Source organism: Rhizobium sp. Leaf453, from assembly GCF_001425605.1.
In the GTDB taxonomy this organism is placed as follows: Bacteria; Pseudomonadota; Alphaproteobacteria; order Rhizobiales; family Rhizobiaceae; genus Pararhizobium.
Genome location: NZ_LMRG01000028.1, coordinates 181,735 through 199,669, shown reverse-complemented (window position 1 = coordinate 199,669; position 17,935 = coordinate 181,735). Strand labels below are relative to the sequence as shown.

The 17,935-nt window shown below is 62.7% G+C and carries 17 protein-coding genes; 13 read left to right on the top strand and 4 right to left on the bottom strand.

Annotated features, from left to right (window positions below; genetic code table 11):
- Nucleotides 1-14: 14 nt before the first annotated feature.
- Together ASG68_RS25830 and ASG68_RS25825 are read left to right on the top strand one after the other, a co-directional pair.
- Nucleotides 15-2,117 carry a 4Fe-4S binding protein gene (locus ASG68_RS25830; RefSeq protein ID WP_062584293.1) on the top strand — a complete coding sequence of 701 codons (2,103 nt, stop codon included), beginning with the start codon at nt 15-17 and terminating at the stop codon, nt 2,115-2,117.
- Nucleotides 2,114-2,989, top strand: coding sequence for an FAD:protein FMN transferase (locus tag ASG68_RS25825; protein WP_062610255.1), 876 nt, complete (start codon nt 2,114-2,116; stop codon nt 2,987-2,989). Before ASG68_RS25830 ends, ASG68_RS25825 begins: the two co-directional genes overlap by 4 nt.
- 58 nt (nt 2,990-3,047) lie before the next feature.
- Here ASG68_RS25825 and ASG68_RS25820 read toward each other — a convergent pair whose 3' ends face one another.
- Together ASG68_RS25820 and pedF are read right to left on the bottom strand one after the other, a co-directional pair.
- A complete protein-coding gene (locus ASG68_RS25820) occupies nt 3,048-3,941 on the bottom strand; it encodes a transporter substrate-binding domain-containing protein (RefSeq protein WP_156373973.1) in 894 nt (297 codons plus the stop codon).
- 11 nt (nt 3,942-3,952) lie between these two features.
- Complete coding sequence (gene pedF / locus ASG68_RS25815) at nt 3,953-4,639, bottom strand: cytochrome c-550 PedF (protein WP_062584288.1); 687 nt, start codon at nt 4,637-4,639, stop codon at nt 3,953-3,955.
- Between the two features lie 150 nt (nt 4,640-4,789).
- On the opposite strand from pedF, the gene ASG68_RS25810 reads away from it, so the two are divergent.
- The 6 genes from ASG68_RS25810 to ASG68_RS25785 all read left to right on the top strand — a co-directional run bounded on the left by ASG68_RS25810 (nt 4,790) and on the right by ASG68_RS25785 (nt 9,541).
- Nucleotides 4,790-5,977 carry an ABC transporter substrate-binding protein gene (locus tag ASG68_RS25810; RefSeq protein WP_062584286.1) on the top strand — a complete coding sequence of 396 codons (1,188 nt, stop codon included), beginning with the start codon at nt 4,790-4,792 and terminating at the stop codon, nt 5,975-5,977.
- A gap of 1 nt (nt 5,978) precedes the next feature.
- Nucleotides 5,979-6,944 carry a YVTN family beta-propeller repeat protein gene (locus ASG68_RS25805; protein WP_062584285.1) on the top strand — a complete coding sequence of 322 codons (966 nt, stop codon included), beginning with the start codon at nt 5,979-5,981 and terminating at the stop codon, nt 6,942-6,944.
- A 20-nt stretch (nt 6,945-6,964) separates the two neighbouring features.
- Nucleotides 6,965-7,420, top strand: a complete 456-nt coding sequence (locus ASG68_RS25800; RefSeq protein ID WP_062584283.1) for a hypothetical protein — start codon at nt 6,965-6,967, stop codon at nt 7,418-7,420.
- Between the two features lie 5 nt (nt 7,421-7,425).
- Nucleotides 7,426-8,139 (top strand): ABC transporter ATP-binding protein, encoded by a 714-nt coding sequence (locus ASG68_RS25795; protein WP_062584281.1) that lies wholly within the window; start codon nt 7,426-7,428, stop codon nt 8,137-8,139.
- A 68-nt stretch (nt 8,140-8,207) separates the two neighbouring features.
- Nucleotides 8,208-8,978 (top strand): ABC transporter permease, encoded by a 771-nt coding sequence (locus tag ASG68_RS25790; protein WP_062584546.1) that lies wholly within the window; start codon nt 8,208-8,210, stop codon nt 8,976-8,978.
- Nucleotides 8,979-8,992: 14 nt separating this feature from the next.
- Nucleotides 8,993-9,541 (top strand): tetratricopeptide repeat protein, encoded by a 549-nt coding sequence (locus ASG68_RS25785; RefSeq protein ID WP_062584279.1) that lies wholly within the window; start codon nt 8,993-8,995, stop codon nt 9,539-9,541.
- Here the strand turns inward: ASG68_RS25785 and ASG68_RS25780 are convergent.
- Both ASG68_RS25780 and ASG68_RS25775 read right to left on the bottom strand, forming a co-directional pair.
- Complete coding sequence (locus ASG68_RS25780) at nt 9,481-10,161, bottom strand: ABC transporter ATP-binding protein (protein ID WP_062584277.1); 681 nt, start codon at nt 10,159-10,161, stop codon at nt 9,481-9,483. The genes ASG68_RS25785 and ASG68_RS25780 overlap by 61 nt on opposite strands.
- Complete coding sequence (locus tag ASG68_RS25775) at nt 10,133-11,107, bottom strand: ABC transporter substrate-binding protein (protein ID WP_062584276.1); 975 nt, start codon at nt 11,105-11,107, stop codon at nt 10,133-10,135. Before ASG68_RS25775 ends, ASG68_RS25780 begins: the two co-directional genes overlap by 29 nt.
- Nucleotides 11,108-11,311: 204 nt before the next feature.
- Between ASG68_RS25775 and ASG68_RS25770 the strand changes: the two genes are divergently transcribed.
- The 5 genes from ASG68_RS25770 to ASG68_RS25750 all read left to right on the top strand — a co-directional run bounded on the left by ASG68_RS25770 (nt 11,312) and on the right by ASG68_RS25750 (nt 17,838).
- Nucleotides 11,312-13,078: a PQQ-dependent methanol/ethanol family dehydrogenase gene (locus ASG68_RS25770; protein WP_062584274.1), complete on the top strand. Its 1,767-nt coding sequence runs from the start codon at nt 11,312-11,314 to the stop codon at nt 13,076-13,078.
- Nucleotides 13,079-13,191: 113 nt separating this feature from the next.
- The gene (locus ASG68_RS25765; protein WP_244484333.1) at nt 13,192-13,878 is read left to right on the top strand and encodes a response regulator; all 687 of its coding nucleotides are present in this window, start codon (nt 13,192-13,194) and stop codon (nt 13,876-13,878) included.
- A gap of 94 nt (nt 13,879-13,972) precedes the next feature.
- The gene (locus tag ASG68_RS25760) at nt 13,973-15,124 is read left to right on the top strand and encodes an FIST N-terminal domain-containing protein (protein WP_244484332.1); all 1,152 of its coding nucleotides are present in this window, start codon (nt 13,973-13,975) and stop codon (nt 15,122-15,124) included.
- The gene (locus ASG68_RS25755) at nt 15,121-17,313 is read left to right on the top strand and encodes a PAS-domain containing protein (protein ID WP_112407955.1); all 2,193 of its coding nucleotides are present in this window, start codon (nt 15,121-15,123) and stop codon (nt 17,311-17,313) included. The genes ASG68_RS25760 and ASG68_RS25755 overlap by 4 nt, the downstream gene beginning before the upstream one ends.
- Before the next feature lie 84 nt (nt 17,314-17,397).
- Nucleotides 17,398-17,838 (top strand): pseudoazurin, encoded by a 441-nt coding sequence (locus ASG68_RS25750; protein WP_244484331.1) that lies wholly within the window; start codon nt 17,398-17,400, stop codon nt 17,836-17,838.
- Nucleotides 17,839-17,935: the final 97 nt, after the last annotated feature.

Here is a 17,935-nt window from a genome sequence, read left to right as displayed (position 1 = left end):
GGGAGGGAACGGTCATGGAAAAAGGGCTGGCGCGGCATTTTGCGTTGCTAGGCGCTTTGATCGTCTATCTCATTCTTTGTAGTCGCGTTTTTGCCCTACCGCTCGACCGGGAGGCGATTGCGCGCATGATCGTGCCGCCCTATGCGCTCGGCGAACCAGTGAACGAAAAAGGCGTCTGGACCTTGCTCAATTCTGGCGGGGCGGAAGCGGGATATGTCTTCGAGACGGGGCCGCTTGCTCCGCTTCCCGGCTTTTCCGGCGCGCCCATCAACATGCTGGTGACGATAGACCGCGACGGCCGTTTCCTCGACGTCAAACTCGTTTCTCACAACGAACCGATCTTCGTTTCAGGTCTTGGCGAAGCGCCACTGCGCGCCTTCCTCGAGCAGTATCGCGGGCACTCGATCCGCGAGCCAATGGTTGTGGGCACGCCGTATGGCGCGGGGGGCAGTGGATCAGATCTCGTTTTCCTCGATGGCGTGACCAAGGCCACGGCATCTGTCCGCATCGCGCATGAATCCATTCTCGCCGCAACGCTCGCCGTCGCACGGGAGAAGATGCAGGGCGTGACGAGTGGTCCGCCCGTGCATCCCGATCCAGCCATTATCGAGGCATTCGACTGGACAATGCTTGTCGAGCGTGGGCTGGCGCGGAACCTCAAGGTGACAAACGCAGAACTCGACGCGGCATTCAAGGGAACGATCTGGGCCGATGATGACCCGGAGGCGACGGACGATCCATCAAGCTTCTTTCTTGATCTGTGGGTCATCGACATCGGGCCGCCGTCCATCGCACGGGCTGTGCTCGGTGAGGAGAGCCTTGCCGATCTCCAGCGCCTGTTGGGCGTCTCGCCCGACGATGAGCCGATCCTTGTCATCGATGCGGGACGCCACCATCTCGTCTCGACGGACTTCGTGCGCAATACGGCACCGGACCGGTTGGCGGCCGTTCAGGACGGTTTGCCGGTCGCGCTGCGCGATGCCGACATGACGGTCGAAACGCTGGACGGCGTGCCCCAAGGAACGACGATGATCCTAAGGATCGACCGGCGCCTCGGCTTCGATCCAACCCGGGAATGGACGCTTTCCGCACAAGCCGTGCGCGCGCACGGCATGCTGAAACCGGAAATGGGATCGACACATTTTCCGCTTTCCCTGAAGGCTGATGCCACCTTCTTCGTGCATCCCGAGGCACCCACGGTGCGCCCGCCATGGCAGGCATCCATCATCGATCGCAAATGGGACATGGCGCTGCTCAGCCTGATGCTCGCCGGCCTTCTCGGCGCGGTCGGGCCGGGCATGCAGGAGCTTGCCGCACCAAAGGTCCTGCGCCCGGCGCGCCTTGTCTTTCTCGCTGGTGTCGTCGGGTTCGTCGGCTGGTGGGGCCAGGGGCAGCTGTCGATCGTTACCCCGCTGGCATTGCTGAGAACGGCCAGCGGAGGCGGCAATCTTGCGGTTCTGCTCTATGATCCCTTCTCGCTGCTCATATGGGGTGCGGCCATCGTCGGCTTCGTGCTGTGGGGGCGTGGCTTCTTCTGTGGCTGGCTCTGCCCCTTCGGCGCCATGCAGGAGTTCGCCCACCATATCGGCCGGCTACTGCGATTGCCGCAATGGAATCCGTCTCCCATCTGGGACCGACGATTGAAAGCCGGCACCTGGCTCTCGCTCGCAGCTCTCGTGACCGTCGCCTTCATCGCGCCGGACAAGGCTGAGACGGCCGCCGAGATCGAACCATTCAAGACCGCCGTCACCACACTCTTCCAGCGCGAATGGTACTATGTCGCCTACGCTGCATTCTGGCTTCTGCTTGCCATGGTGACATTCAAGGGGTTTTGCCGCTACGTCTGCCCCCTTGGCGCCCTGATGGCGCTCGGGGGCTTCCTGCGCCTGCGCAACTGGATTCCCCGACGTCTCGAATGCGGCACGCCCTGCCAGCTGTGCCGCGTCCGCTGCCCTTACGGCGCTATTCGCAAGTCCGGCGCCATCGCCTATTCCGAATGTTTCCAGTGCCTCGACTGCGTATCGATCCACGATGACCCAACGCAATGCGTGCCGCTGGTGCTTGCTGGGCGCAAACGGCCAGCCCTTCCTGTATCAAGAACGGAGGCAAGGGCATGAACCGTCGTCGTTTTCTCTTCATCGCCGCGGCTGCAGCTTTTCCGGGTATCGCCAAAGCCGAAGTGACCACCTGGCAGGCAGACATGCTCGGCGGCATGGTTCGGGTGGACCTGCGCGGCCCGCGCGGGCTCGCGCAGACCATTGCCGGAATGATCAGCGCCACGCTCATGGAAGTCGAGGCGGCTGCGAGCCTGTTCAAGACAGACTCCGCGATCAACCGGTTGAACGCCACGGGCCGCCTGGATGACGTCCCTCCCGTCCTTTCCGATCTCCTTCGCCTTTCCGGTCAGGTGCACCAGGCGACCGGCGGGCGGTTTGACCCAACAGTCCAGCCACTCTGGCGCGCACTCGCCGAAGGGCGCGACACTCGACAGGAGCGCGGCGCGATCGGTTGGCAGCGGGTGCGGCCCGGTCCGCCTGTGCGACTGGATAAAGGACAGGCGCTGACCCTCAACGGAATCGCACAGGGCTATGCCGCAGATCGGGTTCGGCGTCTGTTGCGCGAGGCTGGCTATGGCCAGGCCCTTGTCGAAATGGGAGAGTTTGCCGCCCTCGGCGGGTCCTTCAGCGTTGCGGTCGAAGACCCGTCTATCGGACAGGTCGCCGTCCGGCAGCTTGCCGGCACCGCCATCGCGACATCGAGCCCCTCAGCCATGCGACTGGGCAGCGCCTTTCACATCCTCGGTCCGCAAGGCGAACTGCCCTGCTGGTCGACCATTTCGGTGGAAGCGCAAAGCGCGGCGATCGCAGACGGCTTTTCCACCGCTTTCTGCCTGATGCCCTCCGCAGAAATCCGTGCGACGCTGCGCCGGTCCGGTGATGTGACACGCGTGACGGCGGTCGACCTCGCCGGCAATGTCTTCACATTCTGAACCTTGGGTATCCGAAAGAACCAAATCGTCCTCTCGTACCCGCTCTCACCGGCAAGACTTACCTTTGCGGCACCGTGAATGTGAGGCCGTGCTGCTTGAAGATATCGGCGATCTGCCCATCGGCAAGTGCATTGGCGATGGCCTCATCAACGGCATAGGCGAGATCCTTGTGCTGGAAGTTCACTCCAACACCCACCGTCCAACTACCCCGCGCGAACCCCACGAGCGATGGCGAATGCACTTTCAGCCCTTGGTCCGGATGCCTCACCACGCCTGCCTCCAGCTCGGCGCGCGGTCCCATCGCCGCTTTTGTTTCGCCGTCGGCGAGCCCCTCCATCGCTGCAGCCGCCGAACTATAGCGGTGAATCTTGTCGACAGGGCCGATCAGCGAAGTCAGGTAGAAATCGGCAATCGAGTCGTTTTCAACGGCAACCGGATCGAACCGGAAGAACGGCGGCGTCGGCCCCTTTTCCTCATATTCGGCGGCGCGATAGGCAATCGCGATGTTTTCAGTCGCGTATTGCCCGGTGAAGGTGACCTGCTCGATACGGCAGACGAGCGCACTGTCATAGGGCACATGCAACATCACGTCGCTGACGCGGCCACCGATAGCCGCCCCCTTCCAGACATAGTTGAGGAGGTCGGCCTCGAGGTTTTCGCCGGCACCGACGAGGCGGAACTTCGCCTCGACACCGAGTGCCTTGGCGATCAGCCGGCCGATCTCGATATCGACGCCGACGGTCCTGCCCTTCTCCTCGTAGGACCAGGGCGCATAATCCGCATAGACGGCGAACTCGATCCAACCCTCCGCGATGATCCGGTCGAAATCCCGCCCCACATCCTGGGCAAAGGTGTTCTGCGGCTTTGGTTGGGGCGTGTAGTCCTCGCAACGCGCGAAAGCGCCGCCCGGAAGAGCGACGCCGATTGCAAGGGCCAGGAGAGCGCGACGCATCACGGCCGCCCTTACTCGGTGGCGGAAAGGCCGACCGTGAGCACTTCCGCCGCCTTCTTCCAGCTCTCAGGCGCGTCAGAGAGGATGCGTGCGGCTTCGTAGGTGACGCTGTCGGCAATCGGAGCTCCGGATGCCGTCTTCACCTCGGTGGCGATCGTCTCCAGTTCCTTCTTCAGTTCCGTCGCAGCAGCGACCTTTCCACTGCCCAGTTCGTCCCGGATCTCGTGCAGACGCTTGGCGTGAGCGTCGAGCGCACCGTCCTCGGGCCGCGTTTCCACATAGGTGCGAATAGCCCAGGCCGCCTTCTGGCCCAGAATGTCGCCGAAGGCTGGCATCTTGGTCGTACCGTCCTGCGTGTAGCCATGGCGGAACCGTTCGATGAACCACTCGTCGCCCGCTTCCTCAGCCTCCAGAAAGCGCAGATCCGGTGCAAGGCCTCCGGAAACGGCGCCGAGGCCATGACAGCGCGCGCAGTTCTGATTAAATCCGGAAGAGCCGATCTCCACGGCCTTGAGCCAGGTGTCGTGCCCGGCCTTCGCTTCGCGGTAAGGGTTTTCGGTCAGCCACTCCTCACCCACCTCCGGCAAGGCATCGGTATTGACCGGCTGCGGCGCGACATCGCCATGGGCGATGACAAGGCTCGTCGTCGCCAAAAGAAAAAGAGCGGCGATACCGCCACGAATGATGTTGGCCGACATATTGTCCTCCCTCGCCTATCCAACTGCCCATTTTCTAAGGCAAGCGGCGTAGCGCGCGATATGCGACCTAGGTCGGCCAGTCAAACCGGTACCAAGGTCGTATTTCGGTCGCGCCTTGCCGTCGCCATGGTTGCAACGGGAGGATGCGATATGCCGGGAAGCTTTACAGCCAGTCGCCGAAGCCTTTGCCTTGCAGCTGCGATCATCTGTCAGGCGTCGTCGGCCGCAGCCGGGATCGCCATACCGATGACCTATCTCCGGCAAGAGGTGGAGCCGCCACCGGTGCTCTCCAACCTTGACCCCATACCGCAGGATCGCGGTATTGCTGGAGCCGAGGTTGCGCTCACCGACACGAAAACGACCGGCAGCTTCATGGGCCACGCCTACAGCCTCGCACTCTCGTCAGTCGAGCCGGGCGGCGATTTCATCTCGGCGGCACGCAGGGCGCTGGCCACGACAAAGATCCTTTTCATCGACGCAACGGCGCAGGGCATTCTCGCCGTCGCGGACCTACCTGAAGCAAAGGACGCCCTGCTCTTCAACGTCTCCTCCGGCGAACGTCGGCTGCGCGATGCCGATTGCCGTGCCAACCTGCTGCACAGCATGGCGGAAGACGCCATGCGCACCGACGCGCTGATGCAGATGTTGAAGGCACGGCGCTGGACCCGCACCGTGCTGATCATCGGTCCGAAGCCCGAAGACAAGGCCTATGCGGAAACGCTGCGTGTTTCGGCGCAAAAATTCGGCATCGACATTCTCGCCTCCAAGGACTGGACCTTCGACACGGACCTGCGCCGTGCCGCCGGGCAGGAAATCCCTCTTTTTACCCAGGATTTCCCGGGCCACGACGTACTGCTGATCGCCGACGAAGCCGACGATTTCGCTCGCTATGTCATGGACAACACTTGGCTGCCGCGCCCGGTCGCAGGATCGGATGGACTACGTGGCGAAGGTTGGGCGCCGGTGCTTGAGCAATGGGCGGCCGTGCAGCTCCAGAACCGGTTCGAGAAGGCCGCGGGCCGCGAGATGGGCTCGCGCGATTATGCTGCCTGGACGGCACTGCGAACCATCGGCGAGGCGGTCACGCGCACCAATTCGGCCGATCCCGCGACGCTGCGCAGCTTCATCCTCTCGGACAAATTCGCCCTCGATGGCTTCAAGGGGCGCAGCCTGACCTATCGCAGCTGGAACGGCCAGCTCCGCCAGCCGATGGCGGTCGTCAACGCCCGCGCGCTGGTCGAGTTGACGCCGCTCGACGGCTATCTGCATCAGACCAACGAAATGGACACGCTCGGCCTCGACCGGCCGGAAAGCACCTGCACTGCCTTTGGGGGATGAAATGAGACTGCCAATCCTCGTGTTCGCCCCGCTGCTGGTCGCCGCCCCGCTTCAGGCGCATGCCGGCGAGATATGGGTGACAAACGAAAAGGACGATACGATATCGGTGATCGATACGGGAACGATGGAGCTGGCGCGCACCATCAAGACTGGCGAACGCCCGCGCGGCATCACTTTCAATTCCGACCATAGCCGCGTCTATATCTGCGCCTCCGACAGCGACACCGTACAGGTGATGGATCCGGCAACCGGCGAAATCCTGCACGACCTGCCATCCGGCGAGGATCCCGAGCAATTCGTGCTGGCACCTGACGACAGGCATTTGTGGATCGCCAATGAAGATGATGCAGTGACGACAGTCGTCGACATCGAGACGCGCAAGGTCGTTGCGCAGATCAATGTCGGCATCGAGCCGGAGGGCATGGCGGTTTCGCCGGATGGCAAGATCGTCGTCACCACATCCGAAACGACCAACATGGCCCACTGGATCGACACGGAGAAGCAGGCGATCTTCGCCAATACGCTCGTCGATTCCCGTCCGCGCCACGCCGAATTCACCAAGGCTGGCGCCGAGCTTTGGGTTTCCTCCGAAATCGGTGGAACGATCACCGTCTTCGACGTCAAGAGCCAGACGGAGAAGGCAAAGATCCGGTTCGAGATCACGGGCGTCAACGCCGATCTCCTCCAGCCCGTCGGTTTCGAATTTACGCCCGACGGCAAGACGGCTTTCGTGGCTCTGGGGCCTTCCAACCATGTGGCAGTCATCGATGCCGAAACGTTCGAGGTGAAAAAATACATCCTTGTCGGCCGACGTGTGTGGCACCTCGCGTTCTCACCGGACCATAAGCAGCTTTTCACCACCAACGGAGTCTCCGGCGATGTCACCGTCGTCGACGTCGCAACGCTGGAACCCGTGAAATCCATCAAGGTTGGACGCTTCCCTTGGGGCGCAGCGACGCGTCCATGACATTTGGAAAGGGAAATTAGATGAAGAAAGCAATTCTGGCGGCCCTGGCGCTTGCTGCGATCCCGTTTGTCGCGCTGGCCGATGACGACGATGCGAAACCCGAGGGCGGTCTGGGCCTTGCTGGCATGCTGTCGAAATCTAATCGCGAAGCCGTGCCGCATCTCACACTTTCCGCGGGTCAGCCCGTTTCAAAGGCACCTCTGAAACTGAAATCGGGCAAATATTACATCTTGAAGATCGAGGCAGACGGCAGCCAGGAACTGGCGCTGGAGGGGGCCGGGTTCTTTCGCGCCGTCTGGGTCAACGAGATCGTGATCGAGGGCATCGAAATCCGGCCGCTCGGTGTTGATTCCATTGAATTCGACGAGGCGGGTGAGGCGGAAATCAGCTTCATCGCGATCAAGCCGGGCAGCTATCACCTGAAGGTGCCCGGCAGCACAGGCGACACCCAACAGGTCGCCATCACCATAGAGTAAGCACGATGGGCGGATTGCAGGTCGAGACTATCAGCCATGATTGGGGTGCGCGACGCGCGCTCGATGCGGTGTCCTTTTCTGTCGAGCCCGGCCGCTTCTGCGCGCTGCTCGGCCCAAATGGCGCTGGAAAATCGACGCTGTTCGGCATGCTCACAAGGCTATTCGCACCGCGCGACGGGCGCATCGCCGTCGCCGGGCATGACATGGCGCACAAGCCCCTCGCCGCGCTTGCCCGGATCGGTGCCGTTTTCCAGGCGTCGACACTCGATCCGGACCTGACTGTCAGGCGAAATCTCCTCTATTTCGCCGCCCTGCACGGACTGTCCGGGCAGGAGGCAGAGACACGCACGATGGCCGCGCTTGACCGGCTTGGCATGGTGGAACGCGCTGGTGAAAAAGTCGCGAAGCTCAATGGCGGCCATCGCCGGCGCATGGAGATCGCCCGTGCGCTTCTGCACAGGCCGAAGGTGCTTTTGCTGGACGAACCGACGGTCGGGTTGGATGCCGCAGCACGCAGCGCCATCACCCGGCATGTGCATGATCTCGCGGCCGAGGGATTGACCGTTCTTTGGGCCACTCATCTTGTCGATGAGGTGTGGACAACGGACCGCCTCGTCATTCTCCACCGTGGCCGGGTGCTGGCCGACGGCGAAGCCGGCGAGATCGGTCGCGGCGACCTGACAACGCGGTTCCTGGCGCTGACGGAGGACCGGGCATGACCGTGGAGACGATTGCGGGGATACCATCCGAAACCGGGGGCTTTTTCAGATCGCATCTCCTTGTCGCGATGCGGGGAATTCTTCATCGCGAGGTACTGCGTTTCCTCGGCCAGCGCGGGCGGCTGGTCGCTGCGCTCGTTCGCCCGCTCGTGTGGCTGTTCGTTTTCGCCTCCGGCTTCAGGGCTGCGCTGGGTCTCTCCATAACTCCGCCTTATCAGACCTACATCAACTACGAGATCTACATCGTGCCGGGACTGGTGGGGATGATCCTGTTGTTCAGCGGCATGCAATCCTCGCTCAGCCTTGTCTACGACCGGGAAATGGGCTCGATGCGCCTCCTGCTCACAGCGCCTCTGCCACGCTGGTGGTTATTGTTCTGCCGTCTTCTTGCCGGCAGCCTCATTTCCGTGCTGCAGGCTTATGCCTTCCTCGCCATCGCCTGGCTCTACGGCATTCGCTTTCCCGCCACCGGGTATGTTGTTGCCGCGCCGGCCATGGTCGTCGCCGCGATGATGCTCGGTGCGCTCGGCCTGCTGCTCTCCTCCTTCATTCGCCAACTCGAGAATTTTGCCGGTGTGATGAACTTCGTCATCTTCCCGATGTTCTTCCTTTCTTCCGCGCTCTATCCCTTGTGGAAGATGGCGGAAGCGTCGCCACGCCTTCGCGATCTCTGCGCCCTCAATCCTTTCACCCATGCGGTCGAGTTGATCCGGTTCTCGCTCTACGCCAAGGGTAATGCCACCGCGCTGGCGGTCACCCTCCTCGCCTTTGCCGTCTTGAGCCTTATCGCCATCTGGGGCTACGACCCCGCCCGCGGAATGACCGCGCGCAAGGCCTGAAAAGGAGAACTGCCATGCGAATTGCCATCTTCGCCGCCGGCCTGCTGTCCATGTCCACCACTGCCGCCCTGCCGCAGGCGGACGCCGGTGCGGGCGGCACGCTCAATCCAGAGGAGCTGTCATTGAACCGGGTGATGAAGGATGTGGCAGAGGGGCACACGAGCATGACCATCTGCGCGACCGGCTATTACATCACCAAGTCCGGCCGCCACGAAATGGCGCGTGAACTGTTCCAACGCTGCGCCGAGGCGGGATGGACCGGCGCCATGACCTGGATGTCGCAACTCGACGACAACGGGTTGGGCGGTCCAGAAAATCCCGACGCCGCCGCCGAATGGGATCGCCGTGCCGCAGAGGCTGGTGATCCCGTCGGCAAGCTGAATTTCGGGCTGGATCTGATGCGCGGCCGAGGCGTTGTGGAAAATCCCGCGCTCGGCCGCCGGTATATCGACGAGGCGGCACGCAGCGGCCTTCCGACCGCAAGACGGTTGCAGGCCGCGGATTACGATCTTGATGTCGTCACGCCCGACGCCGACAACTGGAAATACGCTCCGGCATTCTGACCTTCCTCGAACAGCCGGGCTGGACGTCCCTCAAGGCGAAGGATCCGGCCCGCGAGCCGTTCAGCCTCGCCGCGCACATGGGTGACGAGAAGCGTCGCGCACCGGCTGCGTAGCCGCAGACGTTCAAACAGCCCCATCATCTCCGATGCAAGCGCCGGGTCCAGGCTCACGAAGGGCTCGTCCATCAACAGCAGGTCCGGCGAGGAGGCGAAGGCGCGCGCCAGCGACAGCCGCCGCTGTTGACCGAGGGAGAGCATGCCGGGAAAGCGTTCCCCGAGCCCTGTAAGCCCGACATCCTCCAGCCAGCCCAAGGCTTCATCTCTGGAGATGCGGGCGATGATCATGAGATTGTCGATCGCCGTGCGCCAGGGCAGGAGAACGGGTTCCTGGAAGACCATAGCCATGCGCGCCGGTGCCGCGCGATCACCCGCGAAGTGACGGTCGAGACCGGCGACGATGCGCAGGAGCGACGTCTTGCCAACACCGGACGGGCCGGTCAGCGCCACCGTCTCCCCGGCTGTCAGCGAAAGCGCGATCGGGCCGAGGACATCGCCCGGCCCGCCACGTTCAAGATCAAGCCGAAGAACCGGCTCAACTGCCGGGATGATGGAAGACACCATCAGGCAGTTCCTTCAGGTCGCCGACGAGATCAGCACCACCAAGCTCAGCCATCAGGGCGAGCATCCGCGCCGCAGCCTTCTCATCGACCGCGCCACCCTTCGGCGTTCCGGCCAGGAAGCCGGCCTTCAGCGCCTCGAATTCCGCATCATTTGCCGCCTTCATCATCGGACGGATCCGCTCCCAGGTAACGGGATCCGACGTGAGCTTTTCCTTGGCGTCATGGGAGGCAGCAGCGATGGCGTCGCCAAGGCCGGGATGTTTCGCCAGGACATCGCCGCGCAGGACATAACCGACAAGAGGCATTTCAGGGTCGAGACCCAGGGCCTTTGACGCCTGATCGACGGTCAGCAGCGGCCGCATACCCGCCGCCTGCATCCGGGCACCGAAATTCCAGAAGTTCAGTGCGCCCTGAACTTCGCCGTCAAGCGCTGCCTTGTAAACCAGCGGCGGCGCTGCGAAGACCTGCTCGGTCGAACCGGCAAGATCGAAACCCTCCACCTTTTGTGCATAGGCGCGCAGGATCAGCCAGCTCTTGTCGATGGGGCTGCCGGCAACGCCGATCTTCTGCTCCTTGAGGTCAGCCAACACCTTGGCCGGACTGTCGGCCGGCACCATCAGGCCACCGATCGCGCGGGAATAGGGAATGAAGACGAAATCCCGGCCGGCGGCGCGCTCACGCGCCACCCAAAGCCAGTCGGATACGATCATGTCGACCTCGCCGGCAACGAGCGCGATCTGGGCCGCCGGCGCCCCGGCAACATCGCTTACCTCCAGGGAAAACCCGTTGGCCTTGTCGAAGCCGTAGTGACGGATCGTATCCGCCTCCCAATTCACCGTACCGGAAAGCTGGAGTGCTGCGCGCACCACCGGCGTTTCCGCAAGGGCGGGCACAAAGGACAGAAGCGCCACGGCTGCGGCGCCCGCGAGCGATTTCAAGATTCTCATGGGGGCTCCTCCTCCCTGATCGCCCGAGGCTAATCGCATCCCGAGAACGTCGATATACGACCTATTGACAGGGGTCGAAGGTGCCTGAAATCCGGCGAAACCGGCATTTTACGACCAAGGTACAATTCAATCATTGCCGGACTGCGCCGATGATCCCAGTTGTGGAGCCCGCGTCCTGCTGCGGGCATGGAGTGGGAGGATGCCATGAAGAAATTCGTTCTGGCCGCGATCGCGGCTCTTGCCTGTTCAAGCGCCGCTTATGCCGGCGTGACCGAACAGGATCTCGCCAAGGATGCCGAAACAGCCGGCGACGTGCTGACCAATGGCATGGGGCGCGGTCTGCAGCGCTTCTCGCCGATGGAGACGCTGAACACCAAGAACGTCAAGAATCTCGTCCCGGCCTGGGCATTCTCTCTGGGCGGCGAAAAGCAGCGCGGCCAGGAAAGCCAGCCGATCATCTATGACGGCATCATGTACATCACCGGCTCCTACAGCCGCCTCTATGCCGTGGACGTCAAGACCGGCAAGGAAATCTGGCAGTATGACGCCCGTCTGCCCGAGGGCATCCTGCCCTGCTGCGATGTGGTCAATCGTGGCGCCGCCATCTTTGGCGACAACATCTACTTCGGCACGCTCGACGCACGCATCGTCGCACTGAACCGCAAGACGGGTGATGTCGTCTGGAACAAGAAGATTGCCGATTACAAGGAAGGCTACAGCTACACCGCCGCGCCGCTGATCGTGAACGGCCTTGTCGTCACGGGCAATTCCGGCGGCGAATTCGGTGTCGTCGGCGAAGTGCAGGCGCGTAACGCCGAGACCGGCGAACTGGTCTGGACGCGGCCTGTCATCGAAGGCCACATGGGCACTTTCAACGGCAAGGAAAGCACAATGACCGGGACGCTGAACGCGACCTGGCCGGGTGACCTGTGGAAGACTGGCGGCGGAGCAACCTGGCTCGGTGGTTCCTATGACGAGGACACGAAGACGCTCGTCTTCGGCGCCGGCAATCCTGCGCCCTGGAACAGCCACCTGCGCAATGCCGGCAAGCCGGTAGACGGCAACAAGGGTGACAATCTTTATGCCGCCTCGCGCCTCGGCATCGATCCGGCAAACGGTGAGATCAAGTGGCACTTCCAGACGACGCCGCGCGAAGGCTGGGACTTCGACGGCGTGAACGAAGTCGTTCCCTTCGTCGACAAGGATGGCAACAAGCGCTTCGCCACCGCCGACCGCAACGGCTTCTTCTACGTGCTGAACCGTGAAGACGGCAAGTTCGTCTCTGCCCATCCCTTCGTGAAGAACATCACATGGGCGAAGGGCATCGACGAGACCGGCCGACCGATCTACAACGAGGACAACCGTCCGGGCGACGCAACCGCCGCAGCTGACGGCGCGAAGGGCCAGCAGGTTTTCGCCGTTCCCTCGTTCCTCGGCGGCAAGAACTGGATGCCGATGGCCTACAGCCCGAAGACCGGCCTGTTCTACGTTCCCTCCAACGAATGGGGCATGGACATCTGGAACGAGCCGATCAGCTACAAGAAGGGTGCCGCCTATCTCGGTGCCGGCTTCACTATCAAGCCGCTGTTCGAAGATCATATCGGCAGCCTGAAGGCCATCGACCCGAATACCGGCGAGGTCAAATGGGAATACAAGAACGGCGCCCCGCTTTGGGGTGGCGCGATGACCACGGCCGGCGGCCTCGTGTTCTTCGGTACGCCGGAAGGTGATTTCATCGCGCTGAACAACGAGACCGGCGAGGAACTGTGGAAGTTCCAGACAGGCTCGGGCATTGTCGGCCAGCCGGTAACCTGGGAACAGGACGGCGAGCAATATGTCTCGATCATCTCCGGCTGGGGCGGCGCCGTCCCGCTCTGGGGTGGAGAGGTTGCCAAGAAGGTCAATTATCTCAATCAGGGCGGCATGGTCTGGACCTTCCGCCTGCCAAAACAACTGGCTTCGCTGAACTAACATCCGGAGCCGGGCGGAAACGCCCGGCTTTCCTGCTTTTGCTCTGGCCAAAAGGCCGATGAAGACGGACGAATTCAATGCTAAGCTATCGCCAGCCCTACCGGGAATTTTGCATGTTACCAGTTCTAATGCCGCAAAAACCTGTCCGTACGCTGACATCGGCGCTGATCGTGGACGATCATCCGCTGTTCTGCGACGCGCTGGCCATGACGCTGACAGGGCCGGTCGGCATTCCCCAAGTGGAGGCCGTCGGGACGCTGGAGGCTGCGCTGACCCGGCTTTCCACCGGTCCGCTGCCCGATGTTGTAGTGCTCGATCTCAATCTTCCCGACGTCAACGGCCTCGACGGCGTCGTGCGCCTGCGCCATGCCGCACCCGAAACGCCGATCGTCGTCGTCTCCTCGCTGGACGAGGTGCGCATCGTGCGGGCGGCGCTGAAGGCCGGCGTCAACGCTTTTGTACCGAAACACGCCTCGCGCGAGGAGTTTCGCGAGGCATTCTCAGTCATCGCGCGGGGCGAAATCCATGCAAGCCACCTCGCGCTTGAAGGATCTGCGCCCAGCCTTTCCGAGGAAGCGGTCAGGCGGCTGGCGCTGCTGACGCGTCAGCAGGCACGCATCCTGCAACTCGTCTGCGCCGGACGCATGAACAAGCAGATCGCCTATGAGCTTTCGATCGCCGAGACGACGGTGAAGGCGCATGTGACCGCGATCATGCGCAAGCTCGGCGTCCAGACGCGCATGCAGGCCGTGCTCTTTGCACAGGAAGCGAGCTTCAACACGATGATCTCGGACGCCTAAGACCATCGGCTAAGAACTGTATTCCATGCTGGCGTCAGGGAGCGCCGGATGATTTAAGATGATACCGGGGGAACGGCGGAGGAGGCCATCACCCGTGGATGAACACTACGTATCGCGTGCGCTTGCTTCCGCACATGACACCTGTCCGGTCGAGCGACTGGCGAAAAGCCTTGGCCCCGGCCCGTTTTCGCTCGTGCTGCTGTTTGTCTCGCCGGAGGCGGATGTGGCATCCGTTGTCACCGAAGCCGTGAATGCCTGGCCTGGAGCAAAGATTGCCGGCTGCACCACGGCCGGCGAAATTTCCGGCGATGGTTATGACGAGGAAAGCATCGTTGCCGTCGGTTTCCACGCCCGCCATTTCGCCGCCGAGACATTGCTGATTCCCGACCTGTCAAAGCTTGTCGCCAGCGAGCTTTCCGACAGGCTTCTGTATATCCGCCAGGCGCTCGCCCGCGATCATGGCCACCTGCCGGAAGAATTTGCGCTGCTGTTCGTCGATGGGCTTTCCGCCCGCGAGGACGAACTGGCCTCGGCACTCGCGGCAGCAACCGGCGCAATGCCCCTGATCGGCGGGTCGGCCGGAGACGGCACGCATTTTCGCGAAACGCTGGTCTTTGACGGCAAGCAACTGCTTGCCAATGCTGCCGTTATCTCCGTCATGCGCGGTGCCTGTCCTCTGCGTCCGTTCAAGATGGACCATATCAAGCCGACCGAACGACGCATGGTCGTGACCGAAGCCGATCCGGAGGCTCGGATCGTGCGGCGGATCAATGCCGAACCAGCGGTGCAGGAATATGCCCGCCTGATCGGCATGCAGCCGGAAAGCGTCAACACGCTAACCTTCGCCATCCATCCGCTCACCGTGCGCATGGGCGAGCGCCACCATGTCCGCGCGATCCAGCGCGTCCTGCCATCGGGCGAACTCCTGTTCTTCTCGGCAATCGATGAAGGCATGGTGCTGACCATCGCCGAGCCGCACGACCTCGTCGGGCATCTTTCCGCCGAACTGACCGCGCTGAAGCAACCGGCCGATCCCGTAGCGGTTCTCGCCTTCGATTGCATCCTGCGGCGGATCGAAGCGCAAGAACGGCAGATGACCGGTCCCGTCTCCGAGCTTCTGCGCCAGCATGGCGTCATCGGCTTTTCCACCTATGGCGAGCAGATCGGACCGATGCACATCAACCACACGATGACCGGCTTTGCCTTCTATCCGCCCGGCACCGTCGTTTCGGAACAGACCCCATGACCGACCGCATGTCCGACGGCCTGTTCGATCCCGCCGATGGTGAGGTCCGCAATCTCGAAAAGATGCTCGTCATCGCCGACGCCCTGATGCGCCATGTCGAACAGAATACCGGCGACCGCAGTGCGGCCTTCGAACAGTTTCGTCGCGCCGCCATGCTGGAAGAACGGGTGCGTCAGCGCACGCGCGATCTTGAAGCGACGCTGAAACTGCTGAACGAGGCCAACAGCGCCGCCGAGCGCGCCCGTCGCGATTTGTCGCAGGCCATCGAAGCGATCGAGGAAGGGTTCGCGCTGTTCGATCCGGCCGAGGTTCTCGTACTGTGCAATTCGCGCTTCTGCCGCGACCTTGCCGATGTGCGCACGAAACTCTCTCCGGGCATCACCTTTGCCGACTATGTCGAAACGGTGAGCCGCTCGGTTAAACTCGCCTTGCCGCGCGGCGTCACCCCAAAAAGCTGGGCGGCGGAGCGCATGCGGCTGCACCGGGCACGGCAGGTCTTCAATGTCGGGCTTTCCGGCGACCGCTGGCTTCAGGTCAGCGAACAGCGCACCGCCGATGGCGGCACCGTCATCCTGCAAACCGACATCACCGACCTCATCCGCATGGAACGCTCCGAACGCGGCAAGCTGCTCGACGATCAGGCCCGCATGATCCGCGCCACGCTCGAGCATATCAACCAGGGCGTCGGCATCTTCGACGCCAACCGCCGTCTCGCTGGCTGGAATAGCCGCATCGCCCAGCTTCTGGACATCCCTGCGCGTCTGCTGCGCCGGGGTATCCCGTTCGAGCTTCTGGCGCAGCATATCAATCAGACGATTACGCTGGGTGACGGCTTTTCCGGCGACATGCTGCGCCAGTGGATCGATGGTGGTCTGCCGCGCGGGCCGCTCTCCTTCGAGGTCACCCATGCTTCAGGCATCATCCTGAATGTCTTTGCCCAGGAAATGCCGGGCCGCGGCTTCGTCATGTCCTTTGCCGACGTCACGCGCGAGCGGCACGCGATCCACGCCATGATCCGCGCCAACACCTCGCTGGAGGCACGGGTCGCCGCTCGCACCGGCGATCTCGCTGCAGCCCTTGCCGAAGCCGAACGCGCAAATTCCGCCCGCGTCCGTTTCGTCGCAGCCGCCAGCCACGATCTTCTGCAGCCGCTTTCCGCCGCAAAACTCTTCGTCGCCGCCGCCCGCGACGATGCGGTGGCAACGCCGATGCAGGGCACGCTGGAAAAGGCCCACAATGCGCTTGTCAGCGTCGAGGGCATCCTTGGAGCCCTGCTCGATATTTCGCGCCTGGAAGCGGGCGGCGCGGCGATGGACGTCAGTCCGGTACAACTTTCAATGCTTCTGAGGCAACTCACCGACGAATTTGCGCCGCTTGCCGCCCGCAAGGGCCTGCGGCTCGATATCCTGCCCTGCGCACTGACTGTGTCGAGCGATCCGACCTATCTGCGCCGCATCCTGCAGAACCTGATCAGCAATGCCATCCGCTATACCGCGACCGGTCGGGTTTTGGTTGGGCCACGCCGCAGGAACAGTCAGGTGCGCATCGAGGTCCACGATACCGGCCCCGGTATCGCGCTGGACCAGCAGCAGTCGATCTTCCGGGAGTTCCACCGCGTCCAGGGGTCGGCTTCTGCCTCCGAGGGCATGGGTCTTGGTCTTGCTATCGTCGAACGGGCATGCGCGCTTCTCGACCATCCGCTGGCACTCCACTCGGAACTCGGCCGTGGTACCTGTTTTTCTGTCGAGCTGACTCCGGTCGCGCACCATGCCGTCCCCATCTACCGAGAAATGACGTCGGTCATACCGGAGGAGCCCGGAGACAACAGCGACCGGATCGCTTTGCTCGTCGAAAACGACGTCGAACTGCGCCAAGCCATCGCACTGCTTCTGGAACGGCGCGGCGTCAGCGTGCTGGAGGCGGGGAGCGGCGAGGAAGCGCTGGCGCTCCTGGAGGAAATCGGCATCGTGCCGGATCTCTATCTCGTCGATCAGCAACTCGATGGCACACTGACCGGCATCGAAACGGTAGAGGCGCTGCATGCGGAATATGGCGAACGCCCGACCCGCATCCTGACCGCAGACCGCAAGCCGCAGACGCGGCTCGCCGCAGAAGCCCGCGGGATCGAGATCATGTACAAGCCGATCGCAGCCGATGCGCTGGAGGCTTTCGTGCTCCACGCCAACTGACTGATAGCGCTCGCCACCAAGGTCGCATTGCGGCACCGGATGCGCCATGGGACATCCCTTCCACCGGAACTGGAGGAGATGAACATGAGGAAAATGCTCGTAGCTGCCGCGTTGATGATTTTTGCAAGCGGCACGGCGAACGCCGCCGAACATGTGATCAAGATGATGAACAAGGGCGAGAGCGGCACCATGGTCTTCGAGCCTGCAGCCGTCGCCGCGCAGCCGGGCGACACCGTCCATTTCATCCCCACCGACAAGAGCCACAATGTCGAGGGCATCAAGGGGATGCTTCCGGAAGGCGTGAAACCCTTCAAGAGCAAGGTGAACGAGGAATATGTCCTGACCGTCATCGAGCCGGGCTATTACGGCGTCAAATGCTCGCCACATTACAGCATGGGCATGGTGGCACTCATCCGCGTCGGCGACGGTTCGCCGAACGCAGAGGCCGCCAAGGCAGTGAAACTTCCGGCAAAGGCCGGTGAACGCATCAAGGCCGCCTTCGAGACGCTGGCGGCTGCGCAATAGTCGCTAGCGCGGGACAGCTCCAACCGGCCGCCCGCGATATCGAGACCTTGGTCGCATTGTCGAGACACCCGCATCAAGAGCAACCTGACACCGTGGC